The organism is Nocardia sp. NPDC050713 (assembly GCF_040654315.1).
GTDB lineage: Bacteria > Actinomycetota > Actinomycetes > Mycobacteriales > Mycobacteriaceae > Nocardia.
In genome coordinates this window covers 64,078-88,679 of the sequence record NZ_JBFAHS010000022.1, presented here as the reverse complement: position 1 = coordinate 88,679, position 24,602 = coordinate 64,078, and the positions used below count along the sequence as shown (strand labels likewise).

The window sequence follows — 24,602 nt, the reverse complement described above, 5'->3', positions numbered from 1 at the left end:
ATGCCGGTCCGCTCGACGCTCGGTGTTTGACGTGCGCGGCGCGTGGAATCACGAAGGCGATCACCGACCGGGCGGGAGGACGCATGAACGACGACGGACTCGGCCCCGCGGCCGCGGACCGGGTCGACGCGACGATCGTCGACACCGGCGGGGCGATCTTGCCGCGCGACCGGCTGATCGAGGCGCTCCAGCGCCACCGCGCGGCCGGGGCGCGAGTCGTGTTCACCAACGGCTGTTTCGACGTCCTGCACGCCGGGCACATCGCCTACCTCGACGAGGCCAAGCGCCTGGGCGACGTGCTGGTGGTGGCGGTCAACTCCGACCGCACCGTCCGCGAGCTGAAGGGTCCGGATCGCCCGGTGAACCCGGAAGGCGATCGCTGCGCGGTGCTCGCCGCCCTCGGCTGCGTCGATCACGTGACGATCTTCGACGAGGACACCCCGGTCGAGCTGCTGCGCGCGACCGAACCCGACATATACGTCAAAGGCGGCGACTACCGGCCGGAGACACTGCCGGAGTCACCGATCGTGCGGGCCTACGGCGGCGAGGTCAGGGTGCTCGGCTACCTCGCCGATCGCTCGACCTCGGCGATGATCGAGCGAATCCGTGCGCGCGCACCGAACGATGGGTTGTCCGCACGCGGGTGACGGGGCACACGGCCTCGAACGATCGCATCTGGCGACCTGCCCCGCCCCGACCGGCGGCTCCGAGGAAGCGTCGATTGGCCGAAGGGAAAGCGGGTAAGCGCCGCACATGGCACCACCGTGATCATCGCCGCGCGCGGCGAGCGAGTTCGCCCGCGCCCCGACGCCGAGCATTCCGCTTCGCGCCGACGGAAGGGAGCACCTCGTGAGAATCGCCATGGTTTCCGAGCACGCCAGTCCACTCGCCCAGCTCGGCGGAGTCGACGCGGGCGGACAGAACGTGCACGTCGGCGAGCTCGCGGCGGCGTTCGCCCGACGCGACCACGACGTCACGGTGTACACCCGCCGCGACGATCCGGCACTCGACACCACGATCACCACCGACGCGGGTTATCGGGTCGTGCACGTGCCCGCTGGCCCGGCGAAACCCATTCCGAAGGACGACATCCTGCCGCATCTCGGCGAATTCGCCACCTTCCTGCGCGAGCAGTGGTCGGTGAATCGGCCCGATCTGGTGCACGCGCACTTCTGGATGTCCGCCGTCGCCGCCGAACTGGCAAGCCGCGAACTCCGCATCCCGGTCGTGCTGACCTTCCACGCGCTCGGCACCGTCAAGCGCCGGTATCAGGGCGCGGCCGACACCAGCCCGCCCGCCCGCCTCAAGCTCGAAAGACTGGTCGCCACTCGCGCCCACCATGTGATCGCCACGTGCACCGACGAAGTCGAAGAGCTGAGCCGCATGGGACTTCCGCACGCGCGCGCCACCGTCGTTCCGTGCGGCGTCGACCTCGCCAGGTTCGGTCCGCACGGCCCCGCCGACGAGCGCGACGGCCGCCACCGGCTGGTGTCGGTGGGCAGACTGGTGCCGCGCAAAGGTTTCGACACCACCATCAAGGCGCTCGCCCAGCTGCCCGACACCGAACTGCTGATCGCGGGCGGATCCGCCGATGGCGACGACCCGACCGGCGCGGAATCGCGGCGACTGCGCCAGGTCGCGGTCGACGCGGGCGTCGCCGAGCGCGTCCACCTGCTCGGACAGGTCTCACGCGAGAGCATGCCCGCGCTGCTGCGTTCGGCGGACGTCGTCGTGTGCACGCCCTGGTACGAGCCGTTCGGGATGGTCCCGCTCGAGGCGATGGCCTGCGGCAAACCGGTGGTGGCCAGCGCTGTCGGCGGACTGCTCGACACCGTGGTCGACGGCGTCACCGGCACCCTGGTCGGTCCGCCGGAGCCGGGCCCGGTCGCGCGGGCGCTGTCTCCGCTGCTGGCCGACCACGAGTTGCGCCGCGCCTGGGGCGTGGCCGGATATCAGCGGGCGCGCAGCCGATACTCCTGGGATCGCGTCGCCGACGAGACGCTGACCGTGTACCACCGCGTCATCCCCGAAGCGGCGACCGCGACGCTCGCGGCCGCCGGTTGATCTCCGTCATCGACATTCGAAGGGACCCCTGGTGAATCAACCGACGAAGAACGAACTCGGCACCGTCCTGATCACCGGCGGCGCGTCTGGACTCGGCGCCGCGACCGTCGACGCAGTACGCGCCGCGGGCGGCGTCGCCCTCGTCATCGACCGTGACAAACCCGAAACCGACGTCGCTTGGGAGTACGCGGATCTGGCGTACACCGAGGACGCCGAGCGCGCGGTGCGGACGTTGGTCGCGCGCACGGGCGGGCGGCTGGACGCTGTGTTCACCGCCGCGGGCACCGATGCGTGCGGCAAGCTGGACGAGGTCGCGGTCGAGGAGTGGGAGCGCGTGGTGCGGGTCAACTTGCTCGGCACCGCCGCGGTCATCCGCGCCGCGCTGCCCGCGTTGCGTGCCAGTCGCGGCACCATCGTCACCTGCGCCTCCACCCTCGGGCTCAAGGCGCTGCCCGACGCGACCGCCTACTGCGCTTCGAAATTCGGCGTGGTCGGCCTGACCAGGGCGCTGGCCGCCGAGACCGCGGGCGAAGTCGGCGTCACCCTGCTGATACCCGGCGGCATGCACACCGCCTTCTTCGACGGCAGGCCCGCCCAATACGCTCCGCCGCCGGACATCCAGCTCAACAAGCCGGAGGACGTCGCCGCGACCGTGGTGTTCGCCATGTCGCAGCCACCCGGCTGCGAGCTCAGGGAGATGGTCGTGTGCCATTCGACCGAGCGGTCGTGGCCGTGAGCGCTCCAGTGCAAACATGACGGGGCATGTACTGGCGGCCCGGCTCGACAGCGTCGGCGACGTGCTCGTCACCGGCCCAGCCGTCCGGGCCGTCGCGGCACGGGCGGAGCGGGTGACGTTCCTGGCCGGGCCGCGCGGACGGGCGGCCGCCGAACTGCTGCCCGGCGTGGACCGGGTGCTCGAATTCCATGCTGGCTGGGTGGATTTCGATCCGCCGCCGGTGACCGCGACCGCGATCGAGCGCCTTCGCTCCTCGATCGCGGCACTCGCCGTGGACGAGGCGCTGATCTTCACCTCGTTCCACCAGTCGCCGCTGCCGCTCGCGCTGGTGCTGCGCACCGCGGGCGTCGGCCGGATCTGCGCGATCAGCACCGACTATCCGGGCTCGCTGCTGGACGTGCGGCACCGGCCGGACGAGGATTTGCCCGAACCGGTCCGGGCCGTATCCCTGGCTCGGGCGGCTGGTTATCCGGCCGCCGACACGTCGTTGCGGATCCGTGCCGACCTGCCGGACGCACGCACTCTGACGGGCGAGCCCGGCTACGTGGTCGTCCATCCGGGCGCGGCGGTCCGTGCGCGGCGGCCGTCGGCGCGCCGGTCGGCGTCGATCGTCGCGGCGCTGCGCCGCGCGGGACATTGGGTGCTCGTCACGGGCGGACCAGAGGAACGGGAACTGACCGCGACCGTCGCGGGCGAGGTCGCCGAGGACTTGGGCGGTGCGACCGATCTACCGATGCTGGCCGCGGTGCTGCGCGACGCCCGCGTGGTCGTCGCGCCCAACACCGGGGCCGCGCATCTGGCGGCGGCCGTGGGCACACCGGTCGTCTCGCTGTTCGCTCCCGTGGTTCCGGCGCCGCGCTGGGCGCCGCACGGCGTGCCGTCGATCGTGCTCGGCGACCAGACAGCCCCTTGTGCGGACTCACGCGCCAGGGTCTGCCCGGTGCCCGGCCATCCGTGCCTGGACGGCATCGCCGACGACGCCGTCGTCGCGGCCGTGGGGAAGCTGGCAGCCATCGAGCGCACCGCGCTCGGCAGGGACGACCTCACCGAACGCACCGCCTGACGAAGATCCGCCGCTGGGAGCAAGCACACCGCGAACGATCCGACCGGCGATCCTCCCGGACTGTTTCGAAGTGGTCGGTCTGGGCATCACCGAGACAAGGTGGGCGTCGAAACCGCCATACCCTGCGGAAACTCTCGCCGCCGCGATCACCTTCGTCCTGGTGGGCGTGCACGGATAAGGAAGGGGCCGTCGTGAGCAGCGCAGAGTATCGGCAGAACAGCCCGGTTACGGTGGAACTGGAGGAGCACTTCGACGCGCTCGTCGCGGCCCTCGGTCGCAATCTTCGGCCCGCGGTCGCGCGGGTGCTGGCCTGGGGCGAGCAGCTCGCCGCCGTCTACGACCGCGGCGGGCGCTTGTTCGCGTGCGGCAACGGCGGCAGCGCCGCGGAGGCGCAACACCTGACCGCCGAGCTGACCGGCCGGTTCCGCGACGACCGCCGACCGCTGTCTGCCATCTCGCTGCACGCCGAAACCTCCAGTCTCACCGCGATACTCAACGACTACGGACCCGACGAGATGTTCGCCAGGCAACTGCGCGCCCACGGCCGCCCCGGCGACGTCTTGATCGCCATGTCCACCAGCGGCTCGAGCGCCAACGTCATCGCGGCCGCCAAGGCCGGACACGAGATCGGCCTGGCGACCTGGGCGATGACCGGACCCTCGCCCAACACGCTCGCCGCGCTGTGCGACGACGCGATACCGATCGAAGCCGACACCGTCGCCACCGTGCAGGAAATGCACTTGGTGCTGGTGCATTCGCTGTGCGCGGCGGTGGAGGCCGCGCTCGAGGCGGATTCGTGATCTCCGGAGCCCCGCTGGTCGTGGTCGGCGACGCGCTGCTCGACATCGAGGTGGTCGGCCGCGCCGACCGGCACAGCCCGGATGCCCCGGTCCCGGTGGTGGACGTGACCGCGCGGTCGTTTCGTCCCGGCGGGGCGGGACTTGCCGCACTACTCGGCGCCAGCGACCTCGAGGATGTCGTGCTCGTCGCCGGTTTCGCCGACGACTCGGCGGGTGAACGGCTGCGCGCGTTGCTGCCCAAGGGGATTCGTCTCGCTCGCTTGCCGTTCGCGGGCAGCACGGTGTGCAAGGAGCGCGTGCGGGCGGTGGGCCCGTGCGCGGGGCCGAGCGTGGACAGCGTCCCCGCTCCGATCACCCGGCTCGACTCCGGGGACGGGCGCGTCACCGACGAGCCCCTCGACGACGATGTGCGGACCGCCATCGGATCGGCCCGTGCCGTGCTGATCGCCGACTACGGCCGCGGCGCAGCGGCGCACCCGGAGATCCGCGCCCTCGTCGAGGCGCGGGCCCGCGAGGCGCCGGTGGTCTGGGACCCGCATCCCCGAGGTCCGGAGCCGGTGCGCGGCGCCGCCCTGGTCACGCCGAACCGGGACGAGGCCGAACGATTCGCGCCCGGCGGCACGGAATTCGGCGGCCGCGCGCGGACGCTGACCGATCGGTGGGCGGCCAGGGCCGTCGCGGTGACACTCGGCGCGGACGGCGCGGTGTTGTACTGCCATGGACGGCCCGACAGCGTGCCCGTCCCGGTTCCGGTCGAGCGCCGCGCGGCGGCGAACGCGGACACCTGCGGGGCGGGCGACCGGTTCGCCTCGGCAGCCACCGTCGCGATGGCCGACGGAGCCGGTACGGAGAAATCGGTGCGGTACGCGGTCGCCTCCGCGGCCGAATTCGTCCGCGCCGGTGCGGCTTCCGCCTTCGCCGTCACACAGACCGAAGCGGCGATGCGGCTCCGGGTATTCGCCACGGAGAACGAGAGTGCCGAAGCATCGCCTCGGCACCGCTGATCACGCGAAAGGAGGACACGATGGAACGCGGAAACAGCAAGCACGGGCCCAAGCGCGACGACCAACTCGCGCACGAGCTGCACGGCGCGTTGCAGGGCAACCTGTCGAGCCGCGCCGAAGAATGGCGCGATCCCGAACCGCTTGCCGACGACGACGAAGCCCTGACCGCTCGCCCCGACCTCCCGCGTCCGGCACCGCCGGACAACCCGCAACCCTGACGGGCGGCCGGTTCGCCCCGGTGATTCGGCCGCGCTTCCGGCACGGCCGCACCAGAATCGGACTACTGTGGTGGTCTCCGTCCCGGCACGTTCGCGTACCGAGCCGCCGTGGACGGCCCATCCGATGCAATCGCCCGCAGCGGGCCCGGCCGAGGCGGGAAGCATGGACACATTCGTCTTCGACAGCGAGGATCTCGGTGCGACCGAGGCCATGCTGAACTCGGCCTACACGAAGATGCGGATCGGCAGCAGTCACGAGCGGACGCGCGCGCAAGTCTCGCGCGAGGTGATGGGCACCGTCAGCGTCGACCAGCTGGATCTGGAATTCGACATGGCCTACCGCGCCGATCCGCTCGGCCGGGTGTGCCTGTGCGACATGCGGACCGGCGCCATCGAGGAATCCTTCGCCGACGGCTCGACGGACACCTTCCTTCCCGGCGATCTCACGCAGATCGCGCTGCCGGACGAACCGTATTCCGGCGTGGTGCGCAGCGCGCGCTATCAGCTGACCATGTTCGATCCGCGCCTGCTCACCCAGGTGGCTTCGGCGGCGCCGGGCCGGAGCGCCGAGCCGGTCAGGTTGACCCACCACCGACCGGTGTCGGACACCGCGGTCGCCGAGTTACGCCAGGTGATCCGGTGGCTGCGCGAGCACGTCCTCGCGGTACCGGAGGCGCGGGCATCGTCGCTGATCGCCGCCTCGGCGGAGCAGTGTCTCGCGGCGAGCGTGCTACGGGCCTTCCCGAATACCGCGACGCCCGAACCGACGTCCGTCGACCGCAGGGACGCCCACCCGGACACTCTCCGCCGCGCCATCGCCTATATCGAGGCGCACGCCACCGAGCCGATCAGCGTCGCCGACATCGCGGCGGGCGCCCACGTCACCATTCGAGCCGTCCAGCTCGCGTTCCGCAGGCACCTGGACACGACGCCGATGGGCTATCTGAGGAAGGTGCGCCTGGCCGGCGCGCACGAGCAGTTGGCCGCGGCCTCCCCCGACGACGGCCACACCGTCACCGGTGTCGCCGCGGCTTGGGGTTTCGCCCATCCCGGCCGGTTCGCGAGCAGCTATCGCCAGACCTACGGCGTCGCCCCGCGGGCGACGTTGCACGACTGACCGGCTACCGGCCGTCCAGCATCGCGACGATCTGGTGGCAGGCCGCCGCGACGGCGGGGTCGAGGCTCGCGTCCAAGACGTGCGGGCGCTCGGCGTAGACGGCCAGCACAGCGGTCGTGCCGTTCGCCGCGCGCATACCGCGGCAGTGCATCGAGCGCACGCCGAGCAGGCGCAGCTGCGCCCGGCAGTCGCTCCAGCGGGTCTCGCCGTCCAGATCGGCGACGGTGACGGCGACGTCCTCGTTCAGCGCCGTCCTGTTCGGCGCGGCATCGCTGATGAGCTGGGATTCTTCGGCCAGTTTCGCCCGCGGTGAGGACCACGCGCGCACCGCGAACTCGTCACCCACGCGGACCGTCAGTCCGACGAGCACGTTGTGCGGTAGCGCCTCGGCCAGTTCGCGCGCCACCGTGTGCGGATTCCGGATGTCGGCGGTCGCCTGCGCGGCGGGCGGCGGGTCACCAGCCTGGTCGCAGGGGCTCGTTTCGAGCATGGTGGCTCCTTCGGACGTCGGCGATGGACGCAGCCGACGACGCGCACGACCACGGAGGTATCAGCGTGGCAACACCCGGTCGAACCCCACAACACAGAGAACGAAGTGTCGCCCTCCAGAAAACGAAGCGCGAAGTCGGCGGCTCACCGCCCGAGCGCCTCGTCCAGGTTGGCGTAGTAACAGAACAGCGCGCGCACTCCCACCACGTCGAGCACTCGGTCGATCTCGGCATGTCCCGACACAAGCCGCAGGTCGACGCCCCGTTCCGCGAGCTTCCTCTTGAATTCCCCCAGTGCGATGGCGGCTCGAATCCCGACGAAACGGGTGGTACGGAAATCGACGATCACGGCGCGACAGCCGTGCTCGGGTATGGAGTCCAGCGCAGCGCACAGCTCGGGCAGTCCGGCGAGATCCAGTTCGCCGTCCACCGCCATCACCACGCAACTGCCGCGCATGGCTACCGACCGTCCCCCTGGCCGCCGCTTGTCGTACATATAGCGGTGAACTCGCCCGACACCGGACCGCACAACGATTTTCGTCGACATCGCAGAACCTCCCAACGGGATGGTGTCCCACCCATCGGCCGAACGGCACCGTTGAACGGCGCCACCATGGTCGGTGCGATTCGCCCGAGAACCGCGTGGGACTGTGCTCGTCTGAAGATCTCAGCCTGCGGCCGGTCCTGTCTTTCGGCCCTCGGCGTCGCTGGATCGTAGCCACGATCCGCGGCCCCGGCCGCCATCCAATGTTGTGCTCCAAGCATAGGCCGGTAGCCGATCGACTTCACCATTTGCGGCAAAGGACCGTTCCCACCTGCGCGCGATCCGGAGTCCCAGCCCGGAAATCCCCCTGTGTCCCCCTGCGGTTCGACCGTCGACCCCGCGCGTCACATCATCATCGGCATGCCGGGGAACATGCTGCTCCACCACTCGCGCAGCATCCCGATCATCTGCGAGAACATATCCATCATCGCGAACACCTCCTCTCCGGCCAGATCGTCCAGTCAACTTTCGGCTACCCTCACGGGCGTCGAACATGCCTTCGGATGGGCCGGAACACGGCGTGCTCAGCTGTAGTGGCGCACGAGTTCGCGCTTGAGAACCTTGTGGCTCGGGCCGAGCGGCAGCTGGTCGACGAACTCCACGCGGCGCGGGTACTTGTGCTTGGCCAGGCGCTTGCGGCCGAACGCGATGACCTGGTCGGCGGTCAGCGGGGCTCCGGCGACGACGACCGCGCAGATCTCCTCGCCGTAGGTCTCGTCGGGCAGGCCGATCACCGCGACCGCGTCGATGGCGGGGTGGTACAGCAGCGTCTCTTCCACCTCGCTCGGGTACACGTTGAACCCTCCGCGAATGATCATGTCCTTGATCCGGTCGGCGATGTTCACGTAGCCGTCGGCGTCCCGCACACCGAGATCACCCGTCCGGAACCAGCCCTGCACGACGGCGGCGGCGGTGGCGGCCGGATTGCCGATGTATCCGTTGAACACGTTGTGCCCGCGGATCACGATCTCGCCGAGTTCGCCGGACGGCAGCAGGACGATCTCGTCCGCGATGCCAGGGTCGGCGATCTCGACCTCGACGCCCCACACCGCGTGCCCGACGGTGCCCGCCTTCGGCCCGAAGTCCGGCTGGTTCACCGCGGCGGTCGGCGAGGTCTCGGAGAGTCCGTAACCCTCCAGGATCGAGGTGCCGAACAGCTCGTGGAAGGTCTCCAGCACCGGCTGCGGCAACGACGCTCCACCGGAGATGCACAAACGCAATTGCGGCGCACCGAGTTTCGTCGCCGCGGTGATGAGCCGGACGTACATCGTCGGCACGCCGTGGAAGGTGTTGACGCCCTCGGCGTGCATCAGGCGAATGGCCTCGTCGGGGTCGAAGCGCGGCTGCAACACCAGCGTCGCGCCCGCGCGCCAGGTGGAATTCATGGAGACGGTCTGGCCGAAGATGTGGAACAGCGGCAGCGCGCCGAGGGCGACGTCGTCGCTGCGCACGTCGTTGGCGTCGAAGGCGTTCACCGTCGCGTTCATGACCATGTTCAAGTGGCTGAGCTCGGCGCCCTTCGGCTTGCCCGTGGTGCCGCTGGTGTAGAAGATCACGGCGGTGTCGCCGGGCGCTTGGGAGACGAACGACCGAATCGGTTCCGCCACAAGGGTGTTCGGGTCGTGACAGCCGATTCCGACCGCGCCCGCCGCGGCCTTGCCGACCTCGGCGAACTGCTCGTGACACACCAGCAACGTCGCCCCGCTGTCGCGCAGGACGTGCTCGGCCTCGTTCGCCGTCAGCAGCAGGTGCACTGGAATCACCGCGGCGCCCGCAGCGAGGATCGCATAGTAGGCGCGCGGGAACTCGGCGGTGTTGGGGCACATCAGCGCCACGCGGTCGCCGGGGCGCACACCGAGTTCGATCAGCGCGGCCGCCTGTTCCCGGGCCTGCGACCACAACTCGGCGAACGTGATGCGCTGCGCACCCTCGATCAGCGCGATCCGGTCCGGGCGGCGGCGCGCCTGCTCGGCCAGGATGCTCGCCAACGACAGCGTGGCGTTCATGCCACCTCCAAAACTAACGTCGCAAGTTTTTCGCCAACCGTAGATCAGCCAAACTAGCGGTGCAAGTTTCTGCGGCTACTTCGACGCCTCGTGCAGCTCGATGGCGACGAGCAATTCGACGAGGTCGTTGACGCTGCGGACATTACGGCCGGTGAGTTCCTGGATGCGGCGCAGCCGGTACTTGGCCGTGTTGTGGTGGATGCGGAGGCCGTCCGCGGCCTCGCGCAGATTCATGTCGGCGCCCGCGAAGGCGCGAATGGTGTCGGCGAGCATTCCGCCGCGCAGCCGATCCTCGGCCAGCGCGGCGGCGATCCGCGGATCCACCAGCTGGCGGACGGTGTCGTCGGCGCGCAGCATGAGGTAGCGGAACGGCGAGAGGTGTGGAAGGGCGAGCACGCCACCGTCCTCGGGCAGCAGATCCAACGCCGAACGCGCCTGCTGATAAGACCGCGGGAACTGGGCGATCTCGGTGAACACCGTGCTGACGCCGATGCCGAGGGTGATGCCTTCGGCGTGCAGCTTGTCGCGGGTGCGCCGCAACAGCGCGCACAGTTCGTCGGCGGACCCGTTGCGACCGAGCGCGGGCAGCGCGACGATCTCCGATCCGCGCACCACCGACAACGTGCGCAATCCGTTGACGCCGGTGCGCGCGAGCGCCGCCGACGCGATGTGCCTGGCCTCCGCTTCGGAACTGCCCGGCTCACCGCGATGGGCCGTGCGCAACACGACCGCCGTCACCGCCACCATGGGCGTCGCCCGCTCGGTGCCGATGCCGTGCGCGTGGGCCATGGCCAGCTGCGGCCCGCGGTCGGGCAAGGCACCGTCCAGCAGACTCTCCACCAGTTCTCGGCTGTCGCGCCCGGCCTCGGCGGACAGGTACTGCTGAAATTCCAGATAGGCGTTGGCCGCCTGGGTACTGATCAGGTCGCAGTAGCGGGTCAACGGCACGACCATCGACAGCGCCGCGTCGCGCCCGGCCTCCGAGTCTCCCGCGTGGGCGAGCAGCGATTTCCAAATCGCCTGCTGCCCGAGCCGGAACGCGGAGATGTAGTCGACCAGCGTCAGCCCGGACTGCGCGCGGCGCGCCGCGGCCCGCCGCGCGTAGCCGATGTCGTCGACGGTGACCCGCCGCTTGTCGAGCAGCGCGCCGAGTCCGGTCCGGCAGAGCCGGGTCAGCTGATCGTGTACGTCGGCGTGGAAGCTCGTGTCCCGCGCCGCGTACCCGGGGACCTGCGCCAGGATCGCGGACATGCCCGCGTCGGCGATGTCGTGCGCGTGCTCGAAGACGCTGCCGACGATCCGCGTGCGCTCGGCCTGGACCGGCGCGGATACCCCGGTCGAATGTGATCCAGCTGACATAACCCGGCATACTCCACGGCCCTCGTCGCGGGTGTCAACAGGGCCGAAGGAGGCACCCACCCCTGTCCACGCCGGACAAATCGCGCCGCCGAGATTGGGCCTCCGCGTCCGATGTGCGCCCTGACCAGCGTCTTTACGCTGACCACGATCCACTGGCCAGACCGCAAGGACTGCGCCGACCCGCACGGAATTTCACCCACGTCTCGGACGCGGGCCGGAGGACGAATGCTCGAGATATCCCACCTGACCGTTCGCTTCGGCGGCATCACCGCCCTGCACGACGTCGGCTTCGGCGTCGCGCCGGGCGAGATGGTCGGTCTGATCGGTCCGAACGGGGCGGGCAAGACCACCCTGTTCAACTGCCTCACCAGGCGCTACCAGCCCACCGAGGGCACGATGCGCTACCAGGGCGAGGACCTGCTGACGGTCCGCCCCGACGCGCTGGCCGGACTCGGTATCGCCCGCACCTTCCAGAACCTGGGGTTGTTCCCCCGCATGTCCGTCCGGGACAACGTGCTCGTCGGCGCCCACCACCGGGCCTCCGCCGGTTTCGTCTCCGCGAGCCTGCGCCTGCCGCGGGTCCGCGCGGAGGAGCGGCGGCTGCGCGCCGAGGTCGACGCGCTGCTGGAGCGGCTCGACCTCGCCGATGTCGCCGACCACCCCGCCGCGGGCCTGCCGTTCGGCACGCTCAAGCGGATCGAGCTGGCCCGCGCGCTGGCCGTCGGGCCGCGCCTGCTGCTGCTGGACGAGCCGGTCAACGGGCTCAGCCACGGCGAGGTCGACGTGTTCGCCGAGCGTCTACGCGCGCTGCGCGACGAGTTCGACCTGACGGTGATCGTCGTCGAGCACCACATGGGATTCGTCATGGGCACCTGCGACCGGGTGGTGTGCCTCGAGTTCGGCCGCGTCATCGCCGAGGGCGAACCCGAAGCGGTGCAACGTGATCCGGCGGTCATCCGGGCCTACCTGGGGACGGCGGCATGACCGGCGAACCCTTCCTCACCGTCACCGACCTGCGCGCGGGCTACGGCGCGGCCAAAGTACTGCACGGCCTGAGCTTCTCGGTCGCCCGCGGCGAGGTCTGCGCGGTCCTCGGTCCCAACGGCGCGGGCAAGACGACCTTGTTGCGCGCACTGTGCGGCATGATCCGGGTGCGCGGGACCGTGCGCCTCGACGACGCCGAGATCACCGGCCGCACACCGGAAGCCATCGCCCGGCTCGGTGTGGCGCACGTGCCCGAGGGCCGCGGCACCTTCCTGCCGCTGACCGTCGAGGAGAACCTGCGCCTCGGCGCCTATCAGCACCGCGACCGGGTCCGCACCGAGGCCGACCTGCGCCGGGTCTTCGACTTCTTCCCCATCCTGCGCGACAAGCTGCGCGAGACGGCGGGCGGACTCTCCGGCGGCCAGCAGCAGATGCTGGCCATCGGCAGGGCGCTCATGTCCCGGCCCCGGCTGTTGCTGCTGGACGAGCCGTCGCTCGGCCTCTCGCCCCTGGTCACCCAGGAGCTCTTTCAAATCGTGCACACCATCAACGAAGAGGAGCGCACCACCGTGATCGTCGTCGAGCAGAACGCGCATCTGGCGCTCGGGACCGCCCACCGGGCACATGTCCTGGAGACCGGCCGAATCGTCTTGTCCGGCACCGCGGCCCAGATCAAGGCCGACGAGCAGGTCGCCGAGTCCTATCTCGGATACCGGGTGTGACCATGGCCGGATTTCTGCAACAGATCATCGAAGGCCTCACGGCCGGAGCGATTTACGCCGGTTTGGCGCTGGCGCTCGTGCTCATCTACCGATTCACCGGCATCGTCAACTTCGCCCAGGGCGAGCTGGCCATGTTCTCGGCCTTCCTCGCCTGGCAGTGCGTGCAGAGCGGCCTGCCGTTCTGGGTGGCGCTACCGGCCACGCTCGCGGTGTCCTTCGTCGGCGGCATGCTGATCGAACGGGTGATCATCCGGCCCGTCGAGGGCGCACCGGAACTGACGCTGGTGATCGTCACCGTCGGCCTGTTCTTCTTCATCAACGCCGCCGCGGGCTGGATCTGGTCCTACCAGGTGAAGTCGTTCCCGAATCCGTTCCCGGAGGGGGCTTTCCGAGCCGGTGGCGTCACCGCCGGGTACAGCAGCCTCGGGGTGCTCGGCGTGGTCGCCGCGGTGATGGGCTTGCTGTACCTGCTGTTCCGCTACACCAAGATCGGCCTGGCGATGCGGGCCGTGGCCTGCAACCCGCAGTCGGCGCGCTTGGTCGGCATCCGGGTGGGCACCGTGCTCGCGCTCGGCTGGGGCCTCGCGGCGCTGGTCGGCGCGGTCTCCGGCGTGCTGTCGGCGCCGCTGCTGTTCCTCGAGCCGAACATGATGGGCGGCGTCCTGATCTACGCCTTCGCGGCGGCGACGCTCGGCGGCTTCGACAGCCCCGGCGGCGCGGTGGCGGGCGGACTGATCGTCGGGGTGGCCGAAACCCTCACCGGCGCTTACCTGGACGTCATCGGCACCGAACTCAAGATCGGCGTGCCCCTGGTGATCATTCTCGGCGTCCTGCTGCTGCGGCCGCAGGGTCTGTTCGGTCGCGCGGTGGTGGAACGGGTATGAGCGACATGGGAACTCGAAACACCGCCGTCGCGGCGGAAACATCGTCGGCGCCAACCGAAACCGTCGCTCCCCGCGCGGAAACACGACGGCTGCGGATGCCGAACTGGACATGGCTCGGGATCGGCGCGCTGCTGCTGATCGCCTGTCTCGCACCGTTCCAGCTGGTGCCGTTCCGCACCTTCCAGCTGGCGCTGGCGATGATCTACGCGGTCGCGCTGCTCGGCTTGAACGTGCTCGTCGGCCACACCGGCCAGATCTCGCTCGGGCACGGCGCGTTCTTCGCGGTCGGCGCGTACACCAGCGCGGTGCTGATGGATCGTTGGGACACACCGTATTTCGCGACCCTTCCGGTCGCCGCGGCGGTGGCCTTCGCGCTCGGATTCGCCCTCGGCATTCCGGCTCTGAGGTTGCGGGGGCTGTACCTGGCACTGGTCACCTTGGCCATCGCGATCTTCCTGGTGCCGCTGCTCAAGCGGTTCGAGTCGGTCACCGGCGGCTCCATGGGGCTGACGCTGACCAAGCCCGCGCCGCCGGTGTGGACCGGGTTGGCCGAGGACCAGTGGCTGTACTTCCTGGCGCTGCTCGTCACCGTCGTGAGCTTCGTCCTGGTCGCGGGGCTGCTGCGCTCCCGGGTCGGCCGGGCGCTGCACGCGATCCGCGACAACGAGATCGCGGCCGAGGTGATGGGCGTGCGCCTGGCCTTCTACAAGACGCTCGCCTTCGCCTGCGGCGCCATGCTCGCCGGTGCGGCGGGCTGCGTCTACACCTGGGTGATCGGCTTCGTCTCGCCGGACTCCTTCGCCGTCGGATTGTCGATCACGCTGCTGGCCGGATTGGTCGTCGGCGGGCTCGGCGGGCACTGGGGACCGCTGCTGGGCGGGCTGTTCGTGATGTACGTCCCGAGCTTCGCCCAGGACCTCAACCAGGCGGCGCCGGGAGTGATCTTCGGACTGCTGATCATCGCGGTCATGTACCTCGCGCCCAACGGACTGGCCGGACTCCTCGGCCGCACGGCGCGCTGGCTCGAACATCTCGTTCGGAAAGGGAAGAACAATGCGCACTAAGGCAATCCGCGCCGCCGGCGTCGCGGCCGCCGTCCTGCTCGCGGTCTCCGCCTGTGGCGGCCGCGACGACACGGGCAGCACCGTCGGACAGGGCGAATGCCGTGGTCAGCAGACCACGGGAATCACCGACAGCAGCATCAAGCTGGGCGGGGTCTACCCGCTGTCGGGTCCCGCCTCCGCTTACAGCGAGCTGCCGAAGGGCGTTCGCGCCTACTTCGACTACCTCAACGCCGAGCACGGCGGAATCGGCGGCCGCGCCGTCGAGTACCTGGTGCGCGACGACGGCTACCAGCCGCCGAAGACCGTCGAGGAGACCCGCCGTCTGGTGGAGCAGGATCAGGTGTTCGCCGTCTTCCAGACCCTGGGCACCCCGACGTCCTCGGCGGTGTGGGACTACCTCAACCAGCGCAAGGTGCCGCAGGTGTTCGTCGCGGGCGGTGCGACGAAATGGGGTGCGGACGAGGGACATCCGTGGACCATCGGCTGGCAGCCCAGCTACCGCGCCGAGGGCCGCGCCTTCGCGCAGTACGTCCGCCAGCACAAGGCCGATGCGACCGTGGCCGTGATCTACCAGAACGACGATTTCGGCAAGGATCTGCTGTCCAGCTTCACCGAGGCCGTCGCGGGCAGCGGCGTCCGAGTGGTGGCCGAGCAGAGCTACGAGGTCACCGACCCGACGGTGGAACCGCAGGTGCGCAACCTGGCGAACTCGAAAGCCGATGTGCTGCTGAACTTCTCCACACCGAAGTTCGCCTCCCAGGCGCTGGCCGCCGAGCGGCGCAACACCGACTGGAACCCGCTGCACATCCTGACCCAGGTGGCCAACACCATCAGCACACTGAAGCCGGTCGGCCTGGAGAACGCCCAGGGCGTGGTGTCTGCGGCGTTCACCAAGGACCCGTCCGACCCGCAGTGGTCGTCCGACGCCGCCATGCGCCACTACCAGGAGAAGCTGGCCGAGTACGCGCCCGGCGCCGACCCGACCAACCAGTACACGGTGGTCGGCTGGGCGGCCGCGGAGAGCTTCCACAAGACCATGGAAGCCGCGAAATGCCCCACCCGCGAGGGACTTCGCGACGCCATGCGCTCGCTCGACAATGTCGGCATCGACCTGCTGCTGCCCGGCATCACGTTGAAGACCGGCGAAGGCGACGCGTTCCCGATGGAGTCCCTGCGCATCCAGAGGTTCGAGGGTGACCACTGGGTGCTGACCGGCGACGTCATCGACACCGGCAAGTAGCCACTCCCCACCACGTGCCGCGGCGCATTCCGGCGTCGTCGGCAAGCACGAAGAAAACCGATCGATGAGGATCAACTATGAAACTGCGAAACAGCGTCGTGACCGCAGCTATGGCGGCCGTTGCCGTCGGCGTCTGCGGCGCGGGCGTCACCAACGCCCAGCCCGCCGAGGAACAGGGTGCGGTGCGCTACGAGGTCACCCGCCAGGGTGATTCGGCCGTGGTAGCCATCGGCGACGGCAAGTTGCGCGTCGTCGCGGACCAGCTGGTGGTCACCGACGTGCACGACACGCCGGTCGCGGCCGTGCCACTCACCTACCGCATGGATGCCATGTCGTATCCGATCGCGGCGCGGGTCGAGGGTGACCGCGCGATCCTGACGCCGTCGCGTGAGGGCGGAACGCCGGTGGCGGCCGTGTCGGCGAACGAGGTCATCAGCCAGGAGCAGGCGGCCAAGCAGGTCGCCGAATCCTTCACCCCGCGTGACCAATCCGCACTCGGCGTGTTCGCCCAGCGGATGACCATCAGCGCCGCGGTGAGTGCCGTGGTCGGCGCGGTGCTCGGCGGCGGCGTCGGCTGTCTGCTGGGTGGCGCGGCGGGTGCGACGGTCGCCAGCCCGGTGATCGCGCTGCTGCTCCCCTGGGTCGGCGCGACCATCGCCGGGTGCGTGCTCGGCGCGGCGACGCTGGGCGCGGTGGGCGCCATGGTCGGGCTGATCACGGTGGGCGGTCCGATCGCGCTGTTCTCCGCGTTCCAGTACTTCTCCACCATCCTGACCCCCTGCCCGGCGGAACTGCCCTACTGCAAGGACCCTTCGGTTCCGGCTCCCCCTAAGTAACACCCCGAGAAAAGATCCCGCAGGCCTGTCCGGCACACCGCCGGACAGGCCTGCGCGGCGGTGCGACGCCGCCGACGACGAGGAAGGAAATCAGCGTGCGCAGAACAGTTTTCGAGGCCGACCACGAGGCGTTCCGGGAGACCGTCCGGTCGTTCATCGAATCCGAGGTCGTCCCGGAGTACGACAAGTGGTACGCCGACGGCATCGTGCCTCGCGACTTCTACCGCAAGCTGGGCGAACTCGGCGTGTTCGGCATCGAGGTTCCGACCGAGTACGGCGGCGCCGGTATCGAGTCGTTCTCCTTCCAGGCCGTGCTCACCGAGGAGATCGCGCGGGCCGCGGTGTCCTTCGGCGGCTCCAGTGTCCATGTGTCGCTGTGCCTTCCGTACCTCAAGGCGCTGGCCACCGAGGAGCAGAAACAGCGCTGGCTGCCCGGCTTCGTCAGCGGCGACATCATGTTCGCCATCGCCATGACCGAACCCGGCACCGGCTCGGACCTCGCGGGCATCCGCACCACCGCGACCCTGTCCGAGGACGGCACGCACTACGTGCTCAACGGCGCTAAGACCTTCATCACCGGCGGCGTGCACGCGGACCGCGTCATCGTGTGCGCGCGCACCGCGCCCTCGACGGCGGAGGACCGCCGCCACGGCCTGTCCCTGCTCGTGGTCGACACCAGCTCGCCCGGCTACTCCGTCGGCCGCAAGCTGGACAAGCTGGGCCTCAAGGTCTCCGACACCGCCGAACTCACCTTCACCGACGTCCGGGTTCCGGTCGAGGATCTGCTCGGCGAGGAACACCGCGGCTTCTCCTATCTCGGCCAGAACCTGCCGCAGGAGCGGCTCAGCATCGCCGTCGGCGCCTATGCCCAGGCCAAGGCGGCCATCCGCTTCGCGCACCAATACACCAGGGACCGGCTGGTTTTCGCCAAGCCGGTGGCCAGCTTCCAGAACACCAAATTCGAGCTTGCGGCCTGCCGCGCCGAGGTGGACGCGGCCGAAGCCGTGGTGGATCGCGCCCTCGCCGCGCACGACCGTGGCGAGCTGACCGCGGCCGACGCCGCCTCGGCCAAGCTGTTCTGCACCGAGACCGCCTCCCGCGTGATCGACCGCTGCCTGCAACTGCACGGCGGCTACGGCTACATCACCGAGTACCCGATCGCCCGGCTCTACGCGGACAACCGCGTCAACCGGATCTACGGCGGGACCAGCGAGGTGATGCGCATGATCATCGCCAAGGACATGGGCCTGTAAGGGATTTCAGCGTGCGCCCGCCGTCGGCTCGGGCGGAGTGGGCAGCACCTCCTCGGCCACCTCGAGCACGGCGGCCAGCGCACGCGAGGCGTTGTCCGCCCGCCAGGCCAGTGCGGACGCGAGCGCGGGGACGTCGCCGCGCAACTCCTTGTAGACCATGCCGGTCCGGTGGATGTGCTGCACCGAGGAGAGCGTCAGCGTCACGCCGACCCCGGCGGCGACCAGGTCGAGGATGGTGTAGGAGTCCGGCGCCTCCTGCACGATGCGGGGCGTGAACCCGGCGTCGAGCGCCGTGCGCACCAGGTGGTCGCGCACGCTCGAGCCCTGCGTGCCGGGAAAGGTGACGAAGGCGTCGTCGGCGAGGTCGGCCACATCGATATCGACGGCGTCGGCGAGCGGGTGCTCCGCGGGCAGCGCGGCGACCAGTCGCTCGTATTGGATGACCCGCACCGCGACGCCCTCGCGCCGCACCGGCAGCCGGACGAAGCCCAGATCCAGCTCGCGGGCGGCGACCAGGTTGAGCGCGGCGCCCGCGTAGGTCTGTCCGCGCAGGCGCACCTCGATACCGGGGTGCGCGGCGCGGACCGCCCTGGTCAGCGTCGGCAGCGCCTCGTGGCTGCTGGCGCCCGCGAAGCCGATCGAGACCCGGCCGACCTCGCCGCGCCCGGACGCGACCGCCGCGCGCCGGGCCACCTCGATGTCGTCGAGGACCTTGCGCGCGTGCGGCAGCAGCACCTCGCCCGCGGCGGTCAGCCGCACCGACCGGGTGTTGCGTTCGAACAGCGCGACCCCGAGCTCCTTCTCCAGCGCGCGGATCTGCTGGCTCAGCGGCGGCTGAGCCATGTGCAGACGCTCGGCCGCGCGGCCGAAGTGCAACTCCTCGGCGACCGCGACGAACCCGGCGAGATGACGGAACTCCACGACGACCCCATTAGGTAAGAATCGGTATCACTGAATTGCGAATTGAGTATTGGACTATATCGGTTCGACAAGGCACCGTGAGGATCGATCCGAACGAAGGAGCCCGATGCCCCGGTCCAAACAGCTGACGGTGCGCGAGGCCGTCGCCGCGTTCGTCGAGGACGGCGCCACCGTGGCACTGGAGGGATTCACCCATGCGATCCCGGTCGCCGCGGGGCACGAGCTGATCCGCCAGCGCAGGCGCGAGCTGACGCTGGTCAGGATGACGCCCGACATCGTCTTCGACCAGCTGGTCGCGGCGGGCGTGGCACGCAAGATGATCTTCTCGTTCACCGGCAACAGCTCGGTCGGCTCGCTGCACGCCATCCGCAGGGCCGTGGAGCGCCGTGAACCGCGTGGACTGGAGATCGAGGAATACAGCCACTACGGCCTGCTCGCCCGTTATCTCGCCGGGGCCGCCGATCTGCCCTTCTACCCGCTGCGTTCGTACGCGGGCGGCGATCTGCCCGCGCGCAATCCGCGCATCGCCAAGGTGACGTCGCCGTATCCCGCCCCGGATGGCGGCGTCGAGGAGATCTACGTGGTTCCGCCGATTCGACCGGATGTGGCGATCCTGCACGCGCAGCGCGCGGACCGCGCGGGCAATGTGCAGGCGTGGGGCATTCTCGGGCCGATGCAAGAGGTGGCGTTCGCGTCGGAGCGCACCATCGTGGTGGTCGAGGAGATCGTCGACGACGAGGTGATCCGCGCCGACCCGAACCGCACCGTGATCCCTGGATTCGCGGTCGACGCGGTCGTCGAGTGTCCGCGCGGCGCGCACCCCTCCTACGTGCAGGGCTACTACGACCGCGACAACGACTTCTACCGGTCGTGGCCCGAGATCGGCAAGGATCCCGCCGCGCTGGACCGGTGGTTGCGCGAATGGATCTACGACTTGCCCGATCACGCCGCCTACCTGGACAAGCTCGGCCCTGGCTATTTCGATCGCCTGATACCGGAGCCCGCGCTGTCGCACCCCGTCGACTACGGATGCGCACGATGACCGACGCACCGCCGAGGACACGCGCCCACACCACGAGTGAACTGCTCACCGTCCTCAGCGCCCGCCATCTGCGCGGCAAACGCCGGGTCTTCGCCGGAATCGGCCTGCCGACTCTCGCCGTGACGCTCGCGCGGGCGACCACCTCACCCGACCTCGAGCAGGTCTACGAGTCCGGCGTCTGTGGCGCGCATCCCCCGCGCCTACCCGAGACCATCGGCGACGCCCCGCTGGCCACCGGAGCCGAGGCGATTCTCGGGATGCACGCGCTCTTCGGGTACGTCCTCCAGGGCGGCTACCTCGACGTCGGGTTCCTCGGCGCGGCGCAGATCGACCGCTTCGGCAGCCTCAACAGCACCGTGATCGGCGACTACGCCACTCCGGCCGCCCGGTTGCCCGGCGCGGGCGGAGCCACCGAGGTGATGGCGAACGCGGACGAAATCTTCGTGGTCCTGCGTCGACACGATCCGCGCTCGTTCGTCGATCGGCTCGATTTCACCACCAGCCCGGCGCCGTCGGTGGCGCGCCGGGCCGAGCCGCGGGTGCGCACCCGCGGGCGCGGCGTGACCACCGTGATCACGCCCCTCGGGGTGCTCACGGCGGACGCCGATGGCGAATTGTGCCTCACCGCAACGCATCCAGGCGTCTCCGTCGAACAGGTCGTGGCCGCCACCGGCTGGCGGCTCCGGGTGGCCGAGAACGTCACCGTCACCGAACCCCCGACCGCGGCGGAGCTCGACCTGCTGCGCACCACCATCGATCCGACCAGGGTGTATCTCCGATGACCGAACCTTCCGTTCTCCGTTCCGATCTGTCCGGCGAACACGCGGGCATCCGTGTGCTGCGCATCTCCCGGCCGCAGGCCCGCAATGCGCTGAACTCTTTCACGAAAACTTCGCTCGCCGAGGAGCTTTCAGCTGCCGATGCCGACCCCGCGGTCCGCGTCGTCGTCCTCACCGGCGACGCGGGAGTCTTCGTCGCGGGCACGGATCTCAAGGAGATGAGCACGTATCGGCCCACCGATCTGTTCGCTCAGGAGACCGGCAAGGTCTTCTCCGTGCTCGACGAACTCGGCACACCGGTGATCGCCGCGGTCGAAGGCTATGCGTTCGGCGGCGGATGCGAACTCGCCATGGCGTGCGATCTCGTGGTCGCCGGCGCCTCGGCGCGGTTCGGGCAGCCGGAGATCCGGGTCGGGCTCATCCCCGGCGCGGGCGGATTGAGCCGCCTCGTCCAGCGGGCCGGGCGGGCTCGCGCGCTGCGCATGGTGCTGACCGGCGAACCGATCGATGCCGCCACCGCCCAGCAGATCGGGATCGTCGCCGACATCGTGCCCGACGGCACCGCGCTGGACGCGGCCGTCGAGATCGCGGCGACCATCCTGCGCCAGCCGCCGCTGAACGTCCGCGCGATTCGCAGCATCGCGCGGCACGCCGAGAACGCTCCGTTGAGCACCGCGATCGCCTTGGAGCGCACGACCTTTCAGATGTTGTTCGATACCGCCGATCATGCCGAGGGCATCGCCGCCTTCCTGGCCAAGCGCACGCCGACCTACGAAGGACACTGATGGAACCGATCGAACGCATCCGCATCGTCGGCGCGGGGGCGATGGGCCGCGGCATCGCCCAGGTCGCCGCGACCGCCGGATACCGGGTCGAACTGACCGACGCCGACGCGGCCGCTGTTCCGTCCGCGCTCGAGTTCGTCGCGGCGATGATCCAGCGGTCCGTCGACAAGGGCAAGCGCGACGCCGACGAGGCCGCGGCCATCCTGGCGCGGCTCACCGCGGGCGCCGCCCCGACCGCACCCGCCGACGACATCGATCTCGTGATCGAGGCCGTCGTCGAGAAGCTTCCGGTCAAGCAGGCGATCTTCGCCGAGCTGGAGACCGCGACACCGAACGCCGTGCTCGCCTCCAACACCAGTTCGCTGTCCATCACCGCGATCGCGTCGGCGCTGCACGACCCGACCCGGTTGATCGGGCTGCACTTCTTCAATCCGGTGCCGCTGATGTCCCTGGTGGAGATCGTGCCCGGTCTGCGGACCGCGCCCGAACTCATCGATACCGCAACGGCTTTCGTCGACCGAATCGGGCACACCCCGATCCTTGCCCGGGACACCCCCGGCTTCCTCGTCAACCACCTGGGGCGCGCCCTGCCCAGCGAGGCGCTGGCCATCCTGTCCGAACAGATCGCCTCTCCCGCCGATATCGACCGCATCGTCCGCGACACACTCGGCCTGCGGATGGGCCCGTTCGAGCTGATGGACCTGACCGGATTGGACGTCAGCCACCCCGTCATGGAAACCGTCTCCGCGGGCTTCTACGGTGACCCGCGGCTGCGCCCCTCCCCGATCGCGGCCGCCCGTGTCGCCGGCGGTCTGCTCGGCCGCAAGACGGGCGAAGGGTTCTACCGCTACCAGGACGGCGCACCGCTGCTGCCCGCCGAACCGGACATCACGCCGGATGCCGATGCGACCCCGGTCCACGTTCACAACCACCCCGATTTCGCGGCGGCGCTGCGCCGAGCCGGTGCGACGGTGCTCGAATCGCCCAGTGCCGAAGCGGTTTCGCTCGTCCTGCCGATCGGCGAACCGACCTACCGCCTCGCCGCACGCTACGGCCTCGACCCCGCCCGGACCCTCGGCATCGATCCGCTGGGCCTCGACCGCAGCCGCCTCACCGTCGTGGTGCCCACCGCCGCCGACCCGCTCGCCACGGCGCCCGCGTTGCGCCTGCTGGCCGCCGCCGGTTACACACCGACGCCGACCGCCGACGGCACCGCCCCTGTCGCGCAACGCATCCTGGGCGCGATCGTGAACCTCTCCTGCGCCCTCGCCGAACACGGCATCGGCACACCGGAGGACATCGATCGCGGCGCTCGCTTGGGCCTCGGCTACCCGCTGGGACCGCTGGAACTCGGCGAATCCGTAGGCACCGAGCGGGTCACCGCGATACTCGACGGCTTGTACGCCTACACCCGCGATCCCCGCTACCGGGTGAGCTCCTGGTTGCGCAGCCGCTCCGAGCAGCGAATCCCCCTGCACACCAAGGGCACCCGTCCCGAAGACCTGCTCACGAACCGAGGAACCGATGTTCGTTCTCGATGACACCCACCGCGAGATCCGCGCGCTGGCCGCCGATTTCGTCGACACCGAGATCACCCCGCATGCGCGCGACTGGGACCGTGCCGAGACCGTCGACCTGGCCATCGTCGACCGACTCGGCGAACTCGGCTTCCTCGGGCTCGGCATCGCCGAGGAATTCGGCGGCACCGAGGTCGACATGCTCTCCTACGTCCTGGTCTGCGAGGAACTCGGGCGCGGTGATTCCGCCGTGCGGGGCATCGTCTCGGTGTCGCTCGGACTCGTCACCAAATCTATTGCGGCACATGGCACTGACGAGCAGAAGCACAGGTGGCTCCCGGAGCTGACCTCCGGACGCGCGCTCGGCTGCTTCGCCCTCACCGAACCCGACAGCGGTTCCGACGCGGCCTCCCTGCGCACCAAGGCGGTTCGCGACGGGGACGACTGGGTGATCTCCGGCGAGAAGATGTTCATCACCAACGGCACCTGGGCCAAGGTCGCCCTGGTGTTCGCCCGCACCTCCGCCGACGGCGGCAAAGGCATCACCGCCTTCCTCGTGCCCACGGACACACCGGGTTTCACGGCGACGACCATCCACGGCAAGCTCGGCCTGCGCGGACAGGCGACCGCCGCGCTCTCGCTTCAGGATGTCCGGGTGCCGGACTCGGCGCGGTTGGGCGCGGTAAGCAAGGGTCTCGGGATCGCCCTGGGCGCCTTGGCCAAGGGACGCATCTCCGTGGCCGCGGGCAGCGTCGGCGTCGGGCAAGCAGCTTTGGACGCCGCGGTGCGCTACTCGACCGAACGCACCCAGTTCGGCAAGCCGATCGCCACCAAACAGCTCGTCCAGGAGCTGCTCGCCGACTCCGCGCTCGACGTCGAATCCGCCCGCCTGCTCACCTGGAAGGCCGCCGCCCTCGTCGACGCCGGAGCCTCGCGCGACGAGATCCAGCTCGCCTCGTCCATGGCCAAACTCGCGGCCAGCGAGACCGCCGTACGGGTCAGCAACAACTGCTTACAGGTCTTCGGCGGTTACGGCTTCATCGACGAGTACCCCATGGGCAAATACCTGCGTGACGCGCGAGTCCTCACCCTCTACGAGGGCACCAGCCAATTGCAGAAACTCATCATCGGCCGCGCCCTCACCGGCATCGACGCGATGTGACCGCCCCTCTTCAA

25 protein-coding genes are annotated in these 24,602 nt (G+C 69.9%); 20 read left to right on the top strand and 5 right to left on the bottom strand.

Annotation, left to right across the window (positions count from 1 at the left end; genetic code table 11):
* The first annotated feature begins 83 nt into the window (after positions 1–83).
* The 8 genes from rfaE2 (at position 84) to AB0H49_RS31255 (ending at position 7,002) form a co-directional block, all read left to right on the top strand.
* A complete protein-coding gene (gene rfaE2 / locus AB0H49_RS31290) occupies positions 84–647 on the top strand; it encodes a D-glycero-beta-D-manno-heptose 1-phosphate adenylyltransferase (protein ID WP_357256375.1) in 564 nt (187 codons plus the stop codon).
* A 202-nt stretch (positions 648–849) separates the two neighbouring features.
* Positions 850–2,064, top strand: coding sequence for a glycosyltransferase (locus AB0H49_RS31285; protein ID WP_357256374.1), 1,215 nt, complete (start codon positions 850–852; stop codon positions 2,062–2,064).
* A 31-nt stretch (positions 2,065–2,095) separates the two neighbouring features.
* Entirely contained in the window at positions 2,096–2,800 is a 705-nt protein-coding gene (locus AB0H49_RS31280) for an SDR family oxidoreductase (RefSeq protein WP_357256373.1), read from the top strand.
* A 16-nt stretch (positions 2,801–2,816) separates the two neighbouring features.
* On the top strand, positions 2,817–3,863 hold the full coding sequence (locus AB0H49_RS31275; protein ID WP_357256372.1) for a glycosyltransferase family 9 protein: 1,047 nt from the start codon (positions 2,817–2,819) through the stop codon (positions 3,861–3,863).
* Positions 3,864–4,099: 236 nt separating this feature from the next.
* A complete protein-coding gene (locus tag AB0H49_RS31270) occupies positions 4,100–4,663 on the top strand; it encodes an SIS domain-containing protein (RefSeq protein ID WP_355003095.1) in 564 nt (187 codons plus the stop codon).
* Positions 4,660–5,667: a PfkB family carbohydrate kinase gene (locus AB0H49_RS31265; protein ID WP_357256371.1), complete on the top strand. Its 1,008-nt coding sequence runs from the start codon at positions 4,660–4,662 to the stop codon at positions 5,665–5,667. Before AB0H49_RS31270 ends, AB0H49_RS31265 begins: the two co-directional genes overlap by 4 nt.
* Positions 5,668–5,687: 20 nt before the next feature.
* Positions 5,688–5,885, top strand: coding sequence for a hypothetical protein (locus AB0H49_RS31260; protein ID WP_355003016.1), 198 nt, complete (start codon positions 5,688–5,690; stop codon positions 5,883–5,885).
* 163 nt (positions 5,886–6,048) lie between these two features.
* Complete coding sequence (locus AB0H49_RS31255) at positions 6,049–7,002, top strand: helix-turn-helix transcriptional regulator (protein ID WP_357256370.1); 954 nt, start codon at positions 6,049–6,051, stop codon at positions 7,000–7,002.
* 4 nt (positions 7,003–7,006) lie between these two features.
* Here the strand turns inward: AB0H49_RS31255 and AB0H49_RS31250 are convergent, their stop codons facing one another.
* From AB0H49_RS31250 to AB0H49_RS31235, 4 genes are all read right to left on the bottom strand, one after another.
* Positions 7,007–7,492: a hypothetical protein gene (locus AB0H49_RS31250; RefSeq protein WP_357256369.1), complete on the bottom strand. Its 486-nt coding sequence runs from the start codon at positions 7,490–7,492 to the stop codon at positions 7,007–7,009.
* Positions 7,493–7,635: 143 nt separating this feature from the next.
* Entirely contained in the window at positions 7,636–8,037 is a 402-nt protein-coding gene (locus AB0H49_RS31245; protein ID WP_355003019.1) for an STAS domain-containing protein, read from the bottom strand.
* Between the two features lie 521 nt (positions 8,038–8,558).
* Positions 8,559–10,040, bottom strand: a complete 1,482-nt coding sequence (locus AB0H49_RS31240; protein WP_357256368.1) for a long-chain fatty acid--CoA ligase — start codon at positions 10,038–10,040, stop codon at positions 8,559–8,561.
* 75 nt (positions 10,041–10,115) lie between these two features.
* The gene (locus AB0H49_RS31235) at positions 10,116–11,399 is read right to left on the bottom strand and encodes a helix-turn-helix domain-containing protein (protein ID WP_357256367.1); all 1,284 of its coding nucleotides are present in this window, start codon (positions 11,397–11,399) and stop codon (positions 10,116–10,118) included.
* A 225-nt stretch (positions 11,400–11,624) separates the two neighbouring features.
* Here AB0H49_RS31235 and AB0H49_RS31230 point away from each other — a divergent pair, with 225 nt between their 5' ends.
* The 7 genes from AB0H49_RS31230 to AB0H49_RS31200 all read left to right on the top strand — a co-directional run bounded on the left by AB0H49_RS31230 (position 11,625) and on the right by AB0H49_RS31200 (position 18,382).
* The gene (locus tag AB0H49_RS31230; RefSeq protein ID WP_355003022.1) at positions 11,625–12,383 is read left to right on the top strand and encodes an ABC transporter ATP-binding protein; all 759 of its coding nucleotides are present in this window, start codon (positions 11,625–11,627) and stop codon (positions 12,381–12,383) included.
* Positions 12,380–13,105, top strand: coding sequence for an ABC transporter ATP-binding protein (locus AB0H49_RS31225; protein WP_357256366.1), 726 nt, complete (start codon positions 12,380–12,382; stop codon positions 13,103–13,105). The genes AB0H49_RS31230 and AB0H49_RS31225 overlap by 4 nt, the downstream gene beginning before the upstream one ends.
* Positions 13,106–13,107: 2 nt before the next feature.
* Entirely contained in the window at positions 13,108–13,989 is an 882-nt protein-coding gene (locus tag AB0H49_RS31220; RefSeq protein WP_357256365.1) for a branched-chain amino acid ABC transporter permease, read from the top strand.
* A gap of 95 nt (positions 13,990–14,084) precedes the next feature.
* A complete protein-coding gene (locus AB0H49_RS31215; protein WP_357256364.1) occupies positions 14,085–15,053 on the top strand; it encodes a branched-chain amino acid ABC transporter permease in 969 nt (322 codons plus the stop codon).
* Positions 15,043–16,293, top strand: a complete 1,251-nt coding sequence (locus AB0H49_RS31210; protein ID WP_357256363.1) for an ABC transporter substrate-binding protein — start codon at positions 15,043–15,045, stop codon at positions 16,291–16,293. Before AB0H49_RS31215 ends, AB0H49_RS31210 begins: the two co-directional genes overlap by 11 nt.
* Before the next feature lie 77 nt (positions 16,294–16,370).
* Entirely contained in the window at positions 16,371–17,129 is a 759-nt protein-coding gene (locus AB0H49_RS31205) for a hypothetical protein (RefSeq protein ID WP_355003027.1), read from the top strand.
* Between the two features lie 95 nt (positions 17,130–17,224).
* The gene (locus AB0H49_RS31200; protein WP_357256362.1) at positions 17,225–18,382 is read left to right on the top strand and encodes an acyl-CoA dehydrogenase family protein; all 1,158 of its coding nucleotides are present in this window, start codon (positions 17,225–17,227) and stop codon (positions 18,380–18,382) included.
* Positions 18,383–18,388: 6 nt separating this feature from the next.
* Here AB0H49_RS31200 and AB0H49_RS31195 read toward each other — a convergent pair whose 3' ends face one another.
* Positions 18,389–19,303 carry a LysR substrate-binding domain-containing protein gene (locus tag AB0H49_RS31195; protein WP_355003029.1) on the bottom strand — a complete coding sequence of 305 codons (915 nt, stop codon included), beginning with the start codon at positions 19,301–19,303 and terminating at the stop codon, positions 18,389–18,391.
* 106 nt (positions 19,304–19,409) lie between these two features.
* Between AB0H49_RS31195 and AB0H49_RS31190 the strand changes: the two genes are divergently transcribed.
* Genes AB0H49_RS31190 through AB0H49_RS31170 form a run of 5 tightly spaced genes read left to right on the top strand, consistent with a single transcriptional unit; the run spans position 19,410 to position 24,588 of the window.
* Positions 19,410–20,345 carry a CoA-transferase gene (locus AB0H49_RS31190; RefSeq protein WP_357256361.1) on the top strand — a complete coding sequence of 312 codons (936 nt, stop codon included), beginning with the start codon at positions 19,410–19,412 and terminating at the stop codon, positions 20,343–20,345.
* Positions 20,342–21,127 (top strand): CoA-transferase, encoded by a 786-nt coding sequence (locus AB0H49_RS31185; protein ID WP_357256360.1) that lies wholly within the window; start codon positions 20,342–20,344, stop codon positions 21,125–21,127. The genes AB0H49_RS31190 and AB0H49_RS31185 overlap by 4 nt, the downstream gene beginning before the upstream one ends.
* The gene (locus AB0H49_RS31180) at positions 21,124–21,909 is read left to right on the top strand and encodes an enoyl-CoA hydratase-related protein (RefSeq protein WP_355003032.1); all 786 of its coding nucleotides are present in this window, start codon (positions 21,124–21,126) and stop codon (positions 21,907–21,909) included. The genes AB0H49_RS31185 and AB0H49_RS31180 overlap by 4 nt, the downstream gene beginning before the upstream one ends.
* Complete coding sequence (locus tag AB0H49_RS31175) at positions 21,909–23,450, top strand: 3-hydroxyacyl-CoA dehydrogenase (protein ID WP_357256359.1); 1,542 nt, start codon at positions 21,909–21,911, stop codon at positions 23,448–23,450. Before AB0H49_RS31180 ends, AB0H49_RS31175 begins: the two co-directional genes overlap by 1 nt.
* Complete coding sequence (locus tag AB0H49_RS31170; RefSeq protein ID WP_357256358.1) at positions 23,434–24,588, top strand: acyl-CoA dehydrogenase family protein; 1,155 nt, start codon at positions 23,434–23,436, stop codon at positions 24,586–24,588. Before AB0H49_RS31175 ends, AB0H49_RS31170 begins: the two co-directional genes overlap by 17 nt.
* Positions 24,589–24,602: the final 14 nt, after the last annotated feature.

Excerpts from the sequence above, each read along its gene's own strand:
- rfaE2 (WP_357256375.1), top strand. The coding sequence starts at position 84 with ATGAACGACGACGGACTCGGCCCCGCGGCCGCGGACCGGGTCGACGCG.
- AB0H49_RS31275 (WP_357256372.1), top strand. The coding sequence starts at position 2,817 with ATGACGGGGCATGTACTGGCGGCCCGGCTCGACAGCGTCGGCGACGTG.
- AB0H49_RS31260 (WP_355003016.1), top strand. The coding sequence starts at position 5,688 with ATGGAACGCGGAAACAGCAAGCACGGGCCCAAGCGCGACGACCAACTC.
- AB0H49_RS31255 (WP_357256370.1), top strand. The coding sequence starts at position 6,049 with ATGGACACATTCGTCTTCGACAGCGAGGATCTCGGTGCGACCGAGGCC.
- AB0H49_RS31250 (WP_357256369.1), bottom strand. The coding sequence starts at position 7,492 with ATGCTCGAAACGAGCCCCTGCGACCAGGCTGGTGACCCGCCGCCCGCC.
- AB0H49_RS31245 (WP_355003019.1), bottom strand. The coding sequence starts at position 8,037 with ATGTCGACGAAAATCGTTGTGCGGTCCGGTGTCGGGCGAGTTCACCGC.
- AB0H49_RS31240 (WP_357256368.1), bottom strand. The coding sequence starts at position 10,040 with ATGAACGCCACGCTGTCGTTGGCGAGCATCCTGGCCGAGCAGGCGCGC.
- AB0H49_RS31235 (WP_357256367.1), bottom strand. The coding sequence starts at position 11,399 with ATGTCAGCTGGATCACATTCGACCGGGGTATCCGCGCCGGTCCAGGCC.
- AB0H49_RS31230 (WP_355003022.1), top strand. The coding sequence starts at position 11,625 with ATGCTCGAGATATCCCACCTGACCGTTCGCTTCGGCGGCATCACCGCC.
- AB0H49_RS31225 (WP_357256366.1), top strand. The coding sequence starts at position 12,380 with ATGACCGGCGAACCCTTCCTCACCGTCACCGACCTGCGCGCGGGCTAC.
- AB0H49_RS31220 (WP_357256365.1), top strand. The coding sequence starts at position 13,108 with ATGGCCGGATTTCTGCAACAGATCATCGAAGGCCTCACGGCCGGAGCG.
- AB0H49_RS31215 (WP_357256364.1), top strand. The coding sequence starts at position 14,085 with ATGCCGAACTGGACATGGCTCGGGATCGGCGCGCTGCTGCTGATCGCC.
- AB0H49_RS31210 (WP_357256363.1), top strand. The coding sequence starts at position 15,043 with ATGCGCACTAAGGCAATCCGCGCCGCCGGCGTCGCGGCCGCCGTCCTG.
- AB0H49_RS31205 (WP_355003027.1), top strand. The coding sequence starts at position 16,371 with ATGAAACTGCGAAACAGCGTCGTGACCGCAGCTATGGCGGCCGTTGCC.
- AB0H49_RS31190 (WP_357256361.1), top strand. The coding sequence starts at position 19,410 with ATGCCCCGGTCCAAACAGCTGACGGTGCGCGAGGCCGTCGCCGCGTTC.
- AB0H49_RS31185 (WP_357256360.1), top strand. The coding sequence starts at position 20,342 with ATGACCGACGCACCGCCGAGGACACGCGCCCACACCACGAGTGAACTG.
- AB0H49_RS31180 (WP_355003032.1), top strand. The coding sequence starts at position 21,124 with ATGACCGAACCTTCCGTTCTCCGTTCCGATCTGTCCGGCGAACACGCG.
- AB0H49_RS31175 (WP_357256359.1), top strand. The coding sequence starts at position 21,909 with ATGGAACCGATCGAACGCATCCGCATCGTCGGCGCGGGGGCGATGGGC.
- AB0H49_RS31170 (WP_357256358.1), top strand. The coding sequence starts at position 23,434 with ATGTTCGTTCTCGATGACACCCACCGCGAGATCCGCGCGCTGGCCGCC.